The organism is Pseudomonas sp. P4_C4 (assembly GCF_056402055.1).
The window spans coordinates 1-13,858 of sequence record NZ_JBFUID010000098.1 but is presented as its reverse complement, the minus strand read 5'-3'; the positions used below and the strand labels follow the sequence as shown (position 1 = coordinate 13,858).

Below are 13,858 nucleotides of genomic sequence, written 5' to 3'. Positions count from 1 at the left end.
GCCTTGAGCGACACCATGGGCACTTCTACAACTGGTACGACACCCAGACACTGCAGCCGCTGGCGCCTCGGTATGTGTCCACCGTGGACAGCGGCAACCTGGCGGGCCTGTTGCTCACCCTGCGGCCGGGGCTGCTGGGGTTGGTCGACACGCCCCTGTTCGACCGACGCAGCCTTGGCGGTTTGGGCGACACCCTCAATGTACTGCAGCAGGCGTTACAGGACGCGGACCTCGATGACGTTGCCGTGCTTGAACTGCGCGCGAAGGTGGAGTCGGCGATTGTCCACGACACCCCGGACAACCTCCTGCGGTTACTCGATCAGGCGCAGGCCTTGGCAATCGACACTCAGGCCAGCTCTGCTGAAGAAGCACACTACTGGCTGCAGGCATTGCAGGCGCAGTGTGCGGATCTGCGGGCAGAACGACTGCGCTTCGAGCTGCCGCAGGCACCCGCCCGGGCCAAGTCGCCAGCACTCACCCTGCGACACATGGCCGAGCTCGATTGCGCGCTGTGGCTGCCCACCGATCAGGCGCAAGTGCAGGCGGTACAACATCTGGCCCGCGCACGAATCAGCCAGCTGGAGCGCCTGGCCGAATTGTCCGCGTCACTGGCGAGCATGGACTTCACCTTCCTTTACGATGCCCAGCGTGACCTGTTCTCGATAGGCTACAACGCCGACGAACGCCGGCTGGACAACGGCTATTACGACCTGCTCGCTTCAGAGGTGCGCCTGACCAATTTCGTGGTCATCGCCCAGGGCCAGCTGCCGCAACAGGCCTGGTTCACCCTCGGACGCTTGCTCAGCAACAATCGCGGGGTGCCGGTACTGCTTTCCTGGTCCGGATCGATGTTCGAGTACCTGATGCCCAACCTGGTCATGCCCAGCTATGAAGGCACGCTGCTGGAGCAGACATGCCGCGCGGCCGTCGCCTTGCAGATCGAGCATGGCCACCAGTTGGGCATCCCGTGGGGCGTGTCCGAGTCGGGCTACAACACCCTGGATGCCCACTTCAATTATCAGTATCGGGCGTTCGGTGTGCCAGGCCTTGGCCTCAAGCGCGGGCTGGCCGAGGATACCGTGATTGCGCCGTACGCCAGCGCCCTGGCGCTGATGGTCGAACCGCAAGCGGCCTGTCGCAACCTGCAACGCCTGGCTGCCCAGGGGTCGGCCGGTCGCTATGGCCTGTACGAAGCGGTCGACTACACCGAGGCACGCCTGCCACGCGGCCAGCGCTATGCGGTCGTGCGCTCGTTCATGGCGCACCATCAGGGCATGAGCCTGCTGGCCTTGACCAGCCTGCTGCTGGACCGACCCATGCAGCGACGTTTCGAGTCGATCCCGGCCTTCCAGGCCACCCTCTTGTTGCTGCAGGAACGCGTACCGAAAACCGCCGCGCCCTACCTGCATGCGACCCAGGCGCCTGCCACGGGAGACAACGCAGGGATGCAGGAAACCAGGCTTCGCGTGTTCGCCGATCCCGGGCGCAAGCGCCCCGCCGTCCAGCTACTCTCCAACGGCCGTTATCACGTCATGCTCAGCAGTGCCGGCGGCGGTTACAGCCGTTGCAACGACATCGCCGTGACCCGCTGGCATGAAGACGCGACCCGCGACAACTGGGGCATGTTCTGCTACCTGCGCGATGTCAGCAGCGGCGTGTTCTGGTCCTCGGCGCACCAGCCGACCCTGCACCGGCCAGAAAGCCATGAAGCGATTTTCAGCGATGCCCGGGCCGAGTTTCGTGTTCGCGAGCTCGATTTCGATACGCACACCGAGATCGTCGTGTCTCCCGAAGACGATATCGAGTTGCGCAGGCTGCATATCACCAACCGCGGCCGCGTACGGCGTAGCGTGGAGATCACCACCTACGCCGAGGTGGTCCTGGCGCCGGCCATCAGTGATGCCATGCACCCGGCCTTCAGCAACCTGTTCGTGCAGACCGAACTGTTGCCGGCGCTGCAGGCCATCGTCTGCACCCGCAGGCGGCGCTCCAGTGAGGAAGCCGTGCCCTGGATGTGCCATCTGCTGGCTGCCCATGGCGTGGACATCGACGCCATTTCCTACGAGACCGATCGAGCGCGATTCATCGGCCGAGGGCGCGACGTTGCAGCACCGGCGGCGCTCGATGGCCATGTCCAGCAGCTTTCCGGCACCGCCGGCTCGGTGCTGGACCCGATCGTGGCGATCCGCTGCCGCATTGCCCTGGAACCCGGGCAAACGGCGACCATCGACCTGGTGACCGGCGTCGCGGACAGCCGTGAGGGTTGCCTGTACCTGATCAATAAATACCGCGACCGGCACCTCGCCGATCGCGTCTTCGACCTGGCCTGGACCCACAGCCAGGTGTTGCTGCGCCAACTCAATGTAGCGCCGGAAGATGCCCGCCTGTTTGAACAGATGGCCGCTTCGATTCTCTACGCCAATGCCTCGATGCGCGCGGAAAACAGCGTATTGATGGCCAATCGACGTAATCAATCGAGCCTCTGGGGCCAGGCGATCTCCGGCGACCTGCCCATCGTTCTGCTGCAGATCGCCACCGTCGAGAACATCGAGCTGGTGCAGCAGATGGTCAAGGCCCATGCCTACTGGCGGCAAAAGGGGCTGGTGGTGGACCTGGTCATCTGGAACGAAGACCAGGCCGGCTATCGCCAGCAACTCCAGGACCTGATCATGGGTGTGGTGACGTCCGGCAGCGAAGCCTCGTTGATCGACCATCCCGGGGGCATTTTCGTGCGTCCGGCACAGCAGTTGTCGAACGAGGACCGGACGCTGATCCTGTCGGTGGCGCGCCTGGTACTGAGCGAAGGCAACGGCGGCATTGCCGAGCAGGTTCATCGGCGTCACGCCAGCCCGGTGTACCCGGCGCTGGTCCCCACACTCAAGCGCCAGGCAAAAGCAACGGCGGCCGCTCCCCTGTCCGCTATCGAAGGTTTGCTCCTGGGCAACGCCTATGGCGGCTTCAGTGCCGATGGCAGCGAGTACGTCATGACCTTGCAGCCTGGCAGGCCGACGCCGGCGCCATGGGCCAACGTGTTGGCCAACCCGCATTTCGGCACGGTGATGTCCGAAAGTGGTGGCGCTTACACCTGGATGGAAAATGCTCACGAATTTCGCCTGAGCCCCTGGCATAACGACCCGATCACCGACGCCAGCGGCGAGGCGATCTATGTGCGCGATGAAGAAACCGGGCATTTCTGGTCGGTGACGCCACAGCCTTGTCCCGGTACCGGTGAGTACCGTACTCGGCACGGCTTCGGCTACAGCGTCTTCGAGCACGATGAAGACGGTATCCACACCGAGTTGTGGGTATATGTGGCGCTGGATGCTTCGATCAAATTCTCGCATTTGCAGATTCGCAATCGCTCAGGCCGCGCCCGACGTCTGTCGACAACCTGCTATGTCGAGTGGGTGCTGGGCGACTTGCGCAGCAAATCAGCGATGCATGTGGTGACGGAAGCCGACCCCAGCAGCGGCGCATTTTTCGCCAGGAACGCCTATTCGATCGAGTTTTGCGAACGGGTGGCGTTCCTCGATACCGATTCGACCGACACCAGCATCAGCGGCGATCGCAGTGAATTCATCGGTCGCAACGGCAGCCTCAAGGCTCCTGCCGGATTACAGCAGGCACGGCTGTCGGGCCGTACCGGTGGTGGCCTGGATCCCTGTGCGGCGATACAGGTTGCCCTCGACCTCGACAACGGTGATGACCAGGACGTGGTTTTCCGGCTCGGTGCAGCCAGGGATACCGCGTCAGCCCTGCGCCTGGTTCAGCAGTACCGGGGCCTGGGGGCGGCAACCGCGCAACTCGAGGCGGTACGCGAGCATTGGCGTTCGCAGCTGGGCGTGATTCAGGTCCAGACCCCCGACCCGAGCATCGATGTCATGGTCAATGGCTGGCTGATGTACCAGGTGATCGCCTGTCGCTTCCAGGCCCGCAGTGGCTACTATCAGTCCGGCGGGGCCATCGGCTTTCGCGATCAACTGCAAGACAGCATGGCGATGATCCATGCCGATCCCGCCAGCGTGCGTAGCCATTTGTTGCTGTGTGCAGCCCATCAATATGCCGAAGGCGACGTTCAACACTGGTGGCACCCGCCGCTCGATCGGGGTGTGCGCAGTGGCTGTTCGGACGATTATCTGTGGCTGGCGCTGGCGACCAGCCACTATGTCAGCGTCACCGCAGACCTCAGCGTGCTGGCCGAACCCGTGGGTTACCTTGAAGGCCGCCCGCTCAATGCCGGGGAGGAGTCCTATTACGACCTGCCGGGCAAGTCGCACCTTGAAGAAAGCCTCTATCAGCATTGTGTACGCGCCATCGAACACGGCCTGCAGCGTGGCAGCCACGGCTTGCCCTTGATCGGCACGGGCGACTGGAACGACGGGATGAACCGGGTCGGCCATCTGGGCCAAGGGGAAAGCGTGTGGCTGGGCTTCTTCGGCTTTGATGTTCTCCAGCAGTTCGCCATCACCGCCCAATTGCATGGCGACCCTGTTTTCGCACAGCGTTGTACCCAGCAGGCCGCCATGCTGCAGGCCAGTCTGGAGGAGCATGCCTGGGACGGTTCATGGTACCGGCGCGCCTGGTTCGACGACGGTCAGGTCCTGGGTTCGGCCAACAATGACGAGTGCCGCATCGACTCGATCTCGCAAAGCTGGTCGGTACTGTCGGGGGCCGCCTCGCAAACGCGGTGCCGCACGGCCATGGCTTCATTCGAGCAGCACTTGGTACGGCCCGACACAGGCGCGGTACTGCTGCTCGATCCGCCCTTCGACACAGGGTCGCTCGAGCCCGGCTATATCAAGGGCTATGTGCCGGGCGTACGGGAAAATGGCGGCCAGTACACCCATGCCGCAGTCTGGGCCGGCATGGCGTTCGCCGAGCTTGGCGACAACGTCAGGGCCTGGCGGTTGCTCAACATGATCAACCCCGCGGGCCATGAAATCGCCAGCCGGATCGAAACCTACAAGGTCGAGCCCTATGTCATGGCTGCCGACGTCTACGGCACGCCGCCCCATGCGGGCCGTGGGGGTTGGACCTGGTACACCGGGTCGGCCGGCTGGACGTACCGGTTCATCGTGGAGTCATTGCTCGGCGTGCAGCGAGTCGGGACTGCATTGCATATCGTACCGCTGCTTGCGCAGGGCTGGCCTGGCTACACGCTGCGCTACCGCTATGGAGCGACGCATTACCAAATCAATGTACGCCCCGGCACAAGCACTACAGCTTCGATCACGCTGGACGGCGAGCTGCTGGGCAATGACACGCTGGAATTGCTCGATGACGGTAAAGAACACCAGGTCCTGGTGACATGCCCGGTAAAAGCGCACCAACCCGAAACCCCAGGGTGGGATAGAACCGTCGAAGCCGATCTTGAGCGCTGAGATACAGCGCTCTTGGCAGGCCTGGATTCAGACAGGAAAACTCGGGCCCTGGTGGTGCGGCTGCACGGCCTCACCCAGCTTGGTGTGTACCGGCTGGTTGGCAGACTGGCCAGGCTTGTAATGAAGGGGGATCGGCATGTTCTGTGGCTGTTTCGCAGTGGGCTTGCCGGGACCCTGGCGAAGATTCGGGTCAATGTGCTTGCTCATGACAACCTCCAACGTTTGGCGCTGCAGATGCAGCGTCGTACCCTTGAGCATCGCAGATTGCCGGGCTTGCTTCGGTGCGTTGCCCCGCATAGTGCGCTTTGGAGTAACCTGTCCCGATCAGGGTATTCGCCCTTGAACGGTGGCTGATATGTTTGCTGTACCCAAGCCACAACAGAACTACCTCCTGGCAGCGCTTCCGGCGCATGCGCTGGATCGCCTGCTCCCCCACCTCGAACCGGTCGAGCTGCCACTGGGCAAAGTGCTCTATGAGTCCGGCGGCGCTCTGCGGCATGTCTACTTCCCCACCGACGCCATCGTGTCGCTGTTGTATGTGATGGAGAACGGCGCCTCGGCCGAAATTTCGGTTGTCGGCAATGAAGGCCTGATCGGTGTTGCAGTCTTCATGGGCGGCGAAAGCACGCCCAGCCGCGCCGTTGTGCAAAGTGCCGGGCATGCTTACCGGTTACCCGGCCAGCAGCTCAAGGACGAGTTCAACCGCCATGAAGAGATGCTGCTGCTGATGCTGCGCTACACCCAGGCACTGATCACGCAAATGGCCCAGACGGCGGTGTGCAACCGCCACCACTCCATCGACCAGCAGCTGTGCCGCTGGTTGCTGTTGTCCCTCGATCGCCTGCAAGGCAATGAACTGACCATGACCCAGGAATTGATCGCCAACATGCTGGGTGTACGCCGCGAAGGCGTGACCGACGCCGCCGGCAAGCTACAGCGCCTGGGTGTTATCGAATACAGTCGGGGGCACATCAGGATCCTGGACAGGGCCAGGCTCGAGGAGCTGAGTTGCGAATGCTACGCCGTGGTTAGAAGAGAAACCGAACGATTGCTGCCCTACTTTCCATTGCGGCGTGACTAATGAATAAATCATGGCAAGGGCTTTCGACCCAGATAGATACTCAATCGCGGGATTGCTAAACCCTCTGGATGCCCACCATTCCCAATCCACCCACGGCCAGGGTGCTGATTAACAAGCAGAACTGCTCACACCCCAGTTGGATAGTTGATTAACGATTAAAGGTGAATCTTCAGAAAGGCTCGCAAAAATGGACTCTATCAAGAATTGAGTCGCATCGATTAGTACCGATAGGTTGCCTGCACTGAAATCCCATTCGCACTATTTTCGTAGTCGGCACTGTATTCCGGTTGAAGACCGGAGTTGTTCGACTGCTTTACTGATACTTTGGAATCCCAGAGATAACCATAAGCAAAGTCTATCGTCAGATCGGCATTCGGCGAATAAGCACCGCCCAAGGTCACGGCCTGGCGATTCCCAACCGGAACGCGCACGCTGCGATCGGCATTTCCAATGGGCGACGGATCATAGGCGTAACCTGCGCGCAGCAGCCATTGTTGGTTCAATTGCCAGGAGGCGCCGACTGCGGTGGACCACGTGTCGTGCCAGTTCATTTCTTCGGTCACACTTCCCAGGCCAGCCGCTTGGCCCAGGGGGGAAAGACCGCTGTTGACTGCCTCGACCTTCTTGATCCGGCTCCAGCGTTTCCAGGTGGTCCCCAGGTATCCCGTCCAGCGACTATTGAAATGATGGGTGATGGACGTGTCCACGGATTCGGGCATAGTGATGTCTATCTTGTTGTCATAGTTTCCGTCCAGCGGGATAACGCTCGGGGAGCCGGAAACCTCAGTATGCCCTTTGAGTTCATAGCTCACCTTCGAGTGATAGTTAATCCCCCAACGGGTCGCATCACTCAAATCAAACAAGACGCCGATGTTGTATCCAAATGCCGTGTCATCGCCTTTGATGGTGACCCGTGTGTCCTCGCCGTTGTTCAGGGCGCCGGTGGCCAGGTAGTTCTGAAGCTTGGCATTGAAATGGTTTATGGTCGGTCCGCCACCAATGGACACGTAATCATTGATCCGATAGGCAATGGTGGGCTGCAGGGTTATTTCCTTGGTCGTGCTATAGGAACCATGGTAGCGACCCTGAAAACTGCTCTCGTAGTCATTGATCAGGCCACTCGGAGCATAAAGACCCAGACCTATCGAAAAACGATCGTCAAGCGGCGTCGACATATAGGCGAAGGGCACGACCCCCAAAGGTACCGAGTCCCCTTTATTCGTTCCTGAGGCACTGCTCTGCGCATCACTGATGTCGTCGCTCACCGAGACGACCGCGGCTCCGCCGGAAATCTCACTACGCTTCAACTTGGTCAAGCCCGCGGGATTTCCAAAGATGGTACTGGCGTCCAGCGCCGAAGACGACCTTCCCGCATACGCCGTTCCCGCACTGCTTGCACTCTGTTCATTAAGGGCAATGCCATTGGCGCCCGCGGTTGTTGAGGCGGTGAGTATTGCGATGGCGCCGGTAAACTTAATCCAGGCAGCACTTGCTCGCGGAGCGGAGAAATAAGGAATCACACGGCTATTCAGTTTCATTTTCCACCTCTTTATTATTTTTTTGATTGCACGCAGGCAAGGCTTCGCCTTCCTGTGCACTTGTCAGTGCCAGTTGAAGTTGACTGAAGTTGTGTAAAGGCCCTGGCGGAACAGCACCAAGGCATGTTTGCCGGGCTTACGGTGGCAAATTCGCGCTCATTCAAGCCACTCCACTTGAAAGCTGTAGCGACCCAGAAGGCGGGCCAGGTTCTCCTCATCGGCCCCAGCCCGTATGCATGCGACTAGCCCGCGACGACCGTCCTGTACCACGTCCACCGCAATCTCCCGCAGACACAGGTGCTCCACTTCCAGCTGGACTACCCTGGCAATCTCGCGCTGCTGCAAGGCGGGCTTGAATATCTTGCCCACGGCAGTCAGTGGCAGCGTTTCGAGGATTTCAATGCGCTTGGGAACTGCAGCCCGCTCGCTGATGTTGAGTTGAGCGAACGACTCAAGTTCTTCAGCGTTGCAGGTGTACCCGGGGCGTAGTTGAACGTAGGCGACCGGCACCTCGCCCGAATAGGCGTCGGGGCTGCCGATCGCACTGTGCTCGCAATGATCCCGCTAACGCGTAGTGTGTTCTGGGGGCCGATGGCAATTGCGATCATGGGCGGCCTTACCGTGGCGACGCTGCTGACGATTTTCTTCGTCCCGGCGTTGTACGCCGCATGGTTCAAGGTGGGTCGCCAGACGGCCGCTGGCACCCTGCCGGTGAGCTCGCCATCGCCACCGCGCAAAACCGGTTGTCCCGCGTGAACCGGACCACGGCCGTGCGCGGCGGCCATCGCCCGGTTGGCGCGAGCCACCGACATCAAGTGCTGCGACGGCTGTATGACGTTTTGTCAGTCAATCTGTATCTAACGTTCTCCCTTTGGCCGCCCTACTATCGTCCGCACCATCCAGGTGCATACCTCAGCGATCGCGAAAGCCGTTTTATACAGATTTAGCGGAGCTTCCAATTCGTTATCTCTTCCTTCAGGAGTTACGCCATGCCCGAACTGTCCAACCTGCTTGCCTACGGCCTGATTTCACTCGGCATGGTGCTGACTCCCGGCCCGAACATGATCTATCTCATCTCGCGATCGATCTGCCAGGGGCGAATGGCCGGACTGATTTCCCTGGGTGGCGTGGCGTTGGGTTTCGTCGTTTATATGTTTTGCGCCGCACTGGGCATCACAGCCCTGGTCCTGGCGGTTCCCTATGCGTATGACGCCCTGCGACTCGGCGGCGCGCTCTATCTGCTCTACCTGGCCTGGCAAGCGGTCAAGCCCGGCGGCCGTTCTCCGTTCCAGGTGCGCGAGCTGCCCAAGGACAACCCGCGCAAGCTGTTTATGATGGGGTTTGTCACCAACCTGCTGAATCCCAAAGTCGCGGTCATGTATTTGTCGCTGCTGCCCCAGTTCATCGACCCCGCCGGCCACGGCAGCGTGCTGGCGCAATCCATCGTGCTTGGCTTTACGCAGATCGTCATTAGCGTGAGCGTCAACGCCCTGATTGCCATCATGGCTGGCTCCATTGCGACATTCCTCGCCAGCAGGCCCGTGTGGCAGACCGTGCAACGCTGGCTGATGGGGACGGTCCTCGCGGGCTTGGCCATGCGCATGACCGTCGAAGGATGACGCTAAACCGGGCTGTTTGCGGTTGGCGCATCGGGCGCGCTGGAGGATCGTCGCAAGGTATCCGTCCGGCCAAGCCATCTACCCAGCCCCGCAAGGCCAGGACATGGTGTGCACTTAAATTCAAGTGGGCACCAGTTATAGCCTTTTAAGCGGGTATTTTCATGCAGCCACAACGCCGTTCCTACTCCAAGTCCTTCAAGGCCCAGGTCATTCAAGCGTGTGCCCGACCCGGCGCTTCGATTGCCAGCATCGCACTCAGCCATAGCCTCAACGCGAACCCCGTACACAAATGGATTCGGGTGCAAGCGCAGAAAAGCACAGCGCTGCAACCTGCATTCATTCCGTTACCCATGCAGCTGGCCGTAGCAAATTCGCACGCAGCATCATCGAATATCTGCGTTGAAATCCAGCACCCGCGCGGCACCGTCAAAGTTAGGTAGATTCACAGACTTGCCCCCCCCATTTGCATTCGACTTGACCAGTCATTTGCATCGGATTTGACCAGCATGCTTCGTGGCCATGACCGGCAGAGAACGACCCGTTGCAGCCGTTCGGCTGATCACTCCCAAATGACCGCTACGAGACAAGGGTACTGCCGCCTATGGCAGTACCGGTATCGAGCATATTTCAGCCGCTCATGTCTGTAACGTTCATAGGTAGCTATAGCCGCGTGATCAAGCTCTTGACCCATGACATGCAGAACTCGATCGTTTGATCTATCTGCTGAGAAGTGAAGCTGGGCATGTCTTTGGAACCGGGTCCATGTCCCAAGTCGTTCCGCACGTCGCTGTAAAATCGCTGCATTGATTGCCGTTCCCAGCTTTCGATGAATGGGCCATTCGCCTTGTTCTCAAGATGATTCAGGAAGTCGGCCACACCTCTCTCATTACCGGTAGCCCACTTTTTGAGTTCGCAAATGATCTTGATCGTGCTTTCCAGTGCCTTGGCGGCATAGAACGATGGATCTCGGCCGCCGGTGTCTCTGCGATCAATCGCCTCGGCCATGTCAATGCTGACGTTCTTCCATTGAGCGTCATTCACCAATAGCCAGAATGGCTGCTCGACTTGTTCTTGAAGCTGCTCGTCCTTAGTAATCTGCAAGTACCCATTGTGATAATGCAGTGGCATACCAGCTTGCTTTAGGCGCTCGTTCAGCTCGTTCACATTTGCTGAGAATGTCCTGTTCAAACCCTCATTGAAGGCCCGAACGCTGTTGGACTGCGAGCCAGGAACTGTCATGGATCTCCGGGGCATCTTATCTTGGAATTCGGCCTTGGCCAGCAGCAGCGGAAAATCAGAATTCGCTTGAGCTACTTGCTCCTCTCGCTTGCGAAAAGCTAATTCCACGAAGCTTAGGCGACGCTTGACGAATATGTCGGGGTCCATACCATCAGCAAATTTGAGGTTGAGCCACCTCTCGACCACAAAGTTCATGTTGTTCATACCCGAGTTCGTGTAAGGCTTGCCCATATACTCAGTCGGATAGGAGTAATACTTCGGCGACAGTTCCTTGACCCCCATCTCCATTGCCAGCCGGTCGTGAATATCAGTCCAAATTGTCTTAACGCTCTCGTCGACCTTCTGGCTGTACCCGTAGTAATTCCAAATCTGCTCGTTGACGATTCTGTACGTCTGCACTAAGAGTGCAGATTCCTTTTGTCCGACGCTTTCGAACATTGGGCGATTCGCGTACCTGCGAAAGAAGACATCAGTAAGCATGGCCAATTCTCTCACTCCGCCAATTAGTGGTGACTTTCGAGGCAGGCGGGGTGCCTCTAGTCTATCTGAAGCAGTCGTCCGAAGGGGCGGGGTCACAGTCCACTCTTGGCCGTTCTCTGCCAGTCGCGTGAGACAGAAAGCGATCCAATATAGATAGTCCGTGTCGAACGCAACAAACCGTCGGGATGAATTACTCCCCGGATTGCAAGCGCTCGATAGCTTCGAGAAGCTGGCCGTCGAAGTACTCGGTTTCATCTCGTTCCTGGTCTTTCATGCGGCGCTTCGCCTCGATGAGCAGGTGTTTGGTCGCGATGTTCTGATTCAAAAAAGTAGCGACCATAAGATCATTCAAACTCTCTAGAGGTGTATCCCATGCCTCCCTGCAACGCTGAATGAGTCCTGTGGGGGCATCCCCACTCCATGGACCTAAAATATCCGAGACTGCCAGGGTGGAGGTCATGAGCCTGCCTTTGAGAGAAATTGAAGGGCTGGTAATTTCGCACGCTCGGGAGATTGATGAATAGCGAAATCGAATGCCCGCTCCTGGCCGATCTCTGCTTGTCACGACTGACGGAAATTGACCCCAAGTGGACGAATTCAAGCGCCGTTGTCGATTGATAGGTGATAAGGATTGAGCCTGCTAGCATTGTGTGTCAGAGAGCCTAGTAAGAGCACTGATGATGCAGATGATTGAGCATGTGCAGCCTGCTGGCGTCGGCTGCAATCGTGTAAGCGCCTTCCTCGACAATACCTTCCATGTCTGGCAGCACCCGAAAGGCCGGAAACATCTGCGTAATCTCTTGTGCATTCAGTGCTGATGGTCAATCCCGCCTGCCCGTGCCGTGGCGGCACTCTTGGGTACCACGCCTGAACTCTGCGGCCCGATGAAGAGGCCACCGCTACGCCACAGCAAAGGATGATCACTGGACGCCTCCAGTTCGTGCCAAAGATCATTGGCTTGGGAAAGCAAAGGAAGGTATTGCGTGCCCTCCCAATACGCTTGCCGGAAAATTCGGGAGCCACCATAGGATGAACCCAGTCGATTGATCGGCGCTCCAGCATCGATACCCAGAATGTTGGACTGGCGAGTCGACAGACGCCACAACGTGGTGCTCCCGACAATGCCCAGCCCGATGACAACAGCGCTATATTTTCGACCCACTTTCTTCAACTCCATTTGATCCAGGGAAGCCTTTCAATACAGGTTCAAAGATGACCAGTATCATGCCGAACGTAATTGCCGCAAAAGCCAGCAACGTGTAAGTCGAGGCTGATTGCCCGTAGATCTCGACTGCCACAATGAACTGGGTCAATGGCAGGATGAACTGCAACAGCCCCATGGCCGAGATGGGCAAGCGCCCGGCAGCAAACGAAAACAACGCCAGCGGAATGATCGACACCAGCCCGCAGCCAATCAGCAGCGCCCGTTCATACCCGCCGAAGCTGACGGGCAAGGGTATGAACTCATCGAACAGAAACAGCAGCGGGCACAGCGCGCAGGCGAGCAGCAAGGACTCCACAAACAACCCGTTGAGCGGGCTCAATGACGTGAGTTTTTTCAGCCAGGTGTACAGCCCCCATGTCACGCCGATGACGACATAGACTCGGGCATCCAGATCGCCGCTGCCTGTGACCAGGAAAAAGACACTTAAGCAAACGATGCCCAACGCAACCGCTTTCAGGGAGCTGAGCCGTTCCCGATAGATCAGCAACCCCACTGCGATACTCAACAAGGGAGCGATCAGGTATCCCAACCCGCTTTCCAGCACCCGACCGTGAATCGAAGCCCAGATGAAGGCCCCCCAATTGGTCGCCACCAGTACCGCAGCACAGCCATGAAGCACTACTTGACGCAGTTTCAGTCGATGAAACAGCGCGAGCAGATCTCGCTTCACACACAGGATCAATGTGACGGTCGCTAGCGAAAGCACCACTCTGTAACCCACCAGAGCAACAGCATTCATGTCATGGAATACCCTCCAATAAAGCGACGACAGTCCCAGAAACAAGTTGGACAGTCCGGCAGCGAGCATCCCGGTCAGAAAAGGTAAACGTTTATTGCCCGTTGCCATCGATTGACCTTCTGCTGAATGTCAGCTCCAGAATTTCATAGGACCAAATGATGTCGCCCTGCTCGTTAAAGCGACAATACGCGGCGCCTTGGCGTGTCCAATCGACGATTTCCTCGTGGATCAATCCTTGAAGTTGTCGCCACTGCTGCGTGTACAGCATCAGCGGAAACTCATGTCGCTCCAAAAGGCACCAGTCAATGTGGTAATCGGCCTCGTGTTTTTGACACAAGGCGTGCATCACGGCAGGAATACCCACCAGCGAGTTCAGGCCAATAATGAGTTTTGCGCCTGGCTTGAGAAATAAAGGCACTTCATCAAAAAAGCGTTTGAGCGTGCGATCGCCATAAAACATCGCCTCAATGGACAGCCCCTGAGCCGACTCGGTACGTTGCAGGGCCTGTAGAAACGCCGCCGAAGGGGTCTGCCAGCCAGGAGGGTTGAACAGAAT

The 13,858-nt window shown here is 58.7% G+C and carries 10 protein-coding genes and 3 pseudogenes; 5 read left to right on the top strand and 8 right to left on the bottom strand.

Translation table 11 applies throughout. The features are described 5' to 3' along the window. A partial coding sequence (locus AC1DXW_RS29725) for a glycoside hydrolase family 94 protein (protein WP_477760819.1) occupies positions 1–5,381 on the top strand: 5,381 nt, incomplete at its 5' end. 27 nt (positions 5,382–5,408) lie between these two features. Here AC1DXW_RS29725 and AC1DXW_RS29720 read toward each other — a convergent pair. Continuing rightward, positions 5,409–5,588, bottom strand: a complete 180-nt coding sequence (locus tag AC1DXW_RS29720) for a hypothetical protein (RefSeq protein WP_477756428.1) — start codon at positions 5,586–5,588, stop codon at positions 5,409–5,411. Between the two features lie 148 nt (positions 5,589–5,736). On the opposite strand from AC1DXW_RS29720, the gene AC1DXW_RS29715 reads away from it, so the two are divergent. Beyond that, positions 5,737–6,462 (top strand): Crp/Fnr family transcriptional regulator, encoded by a 726-nt coding sequence (locus AC1DXW_RS29715; RefSeq protein ID WP_477756429.1) that lies wholly within the window; start codon positions 5,737–5,739, stop codon positions 6,460–6,462. 218 nt (positions 6,463–6,680) lie between these two features. Here the strand turns inward: AC1DXW_RS29715 and AC1DXW_RS29710 are convergent, their stop codons facing one another. Further along, on the bottom strand, positions 6,681–8,000 hold the full coding sequence (locus AC1DXW_RS29710) for an outer membrane protein transport protein (protein ID WP_477760818.1): 1,320 nt from the start codon (positions 7,998–8,000) through the stop codon (positions 6,681–6,683). A 156-nt stretch (positions 8,001–8,156) separates the two neighbouring features. Beyond that, a pseudogene (locus tag AC1DXW_RS29705) lies at positions 8,157–8,546 on the bottom strand (AMP-binding enzyme); the annotation flags it as partial. Here AC1DXW_RS29705 and AC1DXW_RS29700 point away from each other — a divergent pair. From AC1DXW_RS29700 to tnpA, 3 genes and pseudogenes are all read left to right on the top strand, one after another. Further along, positions 8,544–8,756 (top strand): annotated as a pseudogene (locus AC1DXW_RS29700) (hypothetical protein); the annotation flags it as partial. The pseudogenes AC1DXW_RS29705 and AC1DXW_RS29700 overlap by 3 nt on opposite strands. A 233-nt stretch (positions 8,757–8,989) precedes the next feature. Next, the gene (locus AC1DXW_RS29695) at positions 8,990–9,619 is read left to right on the top strand and encodes a LysE family translocator (RefSeq protein ID WP_457266161.1); all 630 of its coding nucleotides are present in this window, start codon (positions 8,990–8,992) and stop codon (positions 9,617–9,619) included. A gap of 161 nt (positions 9,620–9,780) precedes the next feature. Beyond that, complete coding sequence (gene tnpA / locus AC1DXW_RS29690) at positions 9,781–10,059, top strand: IS66-like element accessory protein TnpA (protein ID WP_477755730.1); 279 nt, start codon at positions 9,781–9,783, stop codon at positions 10,057–10,059. Positions 10,060–10,279: 220 nt separating this feature from the next. Here tnpA and AC1DXW_RS29685 read toward each other — a convergent pair whose 3' ends face one another. The 5 genes and pseudogenes from AC1DXW_RS29685 to AC1DXW_RS29665 form a co-directional block, all read right to left on the bottom strand. After that, positions 10,280–11,338 (bottom strand): AbiJ-NTD4 domain-containing protein, encoded by a 1,059-nt coding sequence (locus tag AC1DXW_RS29685; protein ID WP_477755731.1) that lies wholly within the window; start codon positions 11,336–11,338, stop codon positions 10,280–10,282. A 190-nt stretch (positions 11,339–11,528) separates the two neighbouring features. After that, positions 11,529–11,798 carry a hypothetical protein gene (locus tag AC1DXW_RS29680; protein WP_007985568.1) on the bottom strand — a complete coding sequence of 90 codons (270 nt, stop codon included), beginning with the start codon at positions 11,796–11,798 and terminating at the stop codon, positions 11,529–11,531. Between the two features lie 348 nt (positions 11,799–12,146). Beyond that, positions 12,147–12,515: an FAD-dependent oxidoreductase gene (locus tag AC1DXW_RS29675; RefSeq protein ID WP_477755732.1), complete on the bottom strand. Its 369-nt coding sequence runs from the start codon at positions 12,513–12,515 to the stop codon at positions 12,147–12,149. Then, on the bottom strand, positions 12,484–13,410 hold the full coding sequence (locus tag AC1DXW_RS29670) for an EamA family transporter (protein WP_477755733.1): 927 nt from the start codon (positions 13,408–13,410) through the stop codon (positions 12,484–12,486). The genes AC1DXW_RS29675 and AC1DXW_RS29670 overlap by 32 nt, the downstream gene beginning before the upstream one ends. Next, a pseudogene (locus tag AC1DXW_RS29665) lies at positions 13,394–13,858 on the bottom strand (methyltransferase); the annotation flags it as partial. The gene AC1DXW_RS29670 and the pseudogene AC1DXW_RS29665, both read right to left, overlap by 17 nt.

Excerpts from the sequence above, each read along its gene's own strand:
- AC1DXW_RS29720 (WP_477756428.1), bottom strand. The coding sequence starts at position 5,588 with ATGAGCAAGCACATTGACCCGAATCTTCGCCAGGGTCCCGGCAAGCCC.
- AC1DXW_RS29685 (WP_477755731.1), bottom strand. The coding sequence starts at position 11,338 with ATGCTTACTGATGTCTTCTTTCGCAGGTACGCGAATCGCCCAATGTTC.
- AC1DXW_RS29675 (WP_477755732.1), bottom strand. The coding sequence starts at position 12,515 with ATGGAGTTGAAGAAAGTGGGTCGAAAATATAGCGCTGTTGTCATCGGG.
- AC1DXW_RS29715 (WP_477756429.1), top strand. The coding sequence starts at position 5,737 with ATGTTTGCTGTACCCAAGCCACAACAGAACTACCTCCTGGCAGCGCTT.
- AC1DXW_RS29695 (WP_457266161.1), top strand. The coding sequence starts at position 8,990 with ATGCCCGAACTGTCCAACCTGCTTGCCTACGGCCTGATTTCACTCGGC.
- AC1DXW_RS29670 (WP_477755733.1), bottom strand. The coding sequence starts at position 13,410 with ATGGCAACGGGCAATAAACGTTTACCTTTTCTGACCGGGATGCTCGCT.
- AC1DXW_RS29710 (WP_477760818.1), bottom strand. The coding sequence starts at position 8,000 with ATGAAACTGAATAGCCGTGTGATTCCTTATTTCTCCGCTCCGCGAGCA.
- AC1DXW_RS29680 (WP_007985568.1), bottom strand. The coding sequence starts at position 11,798 with ATGACCTCCACCCTGGCAGTCTCGGATATTTTAGGTCCATGGAGTGGG.
- tnpA (WP_477755730.1), top strand. The coding sequence starts at position 9,781 with ATGCAGCCACAACGCCGTTCCTACTCCAAGTCCTTCAAGGCCCAGGTC.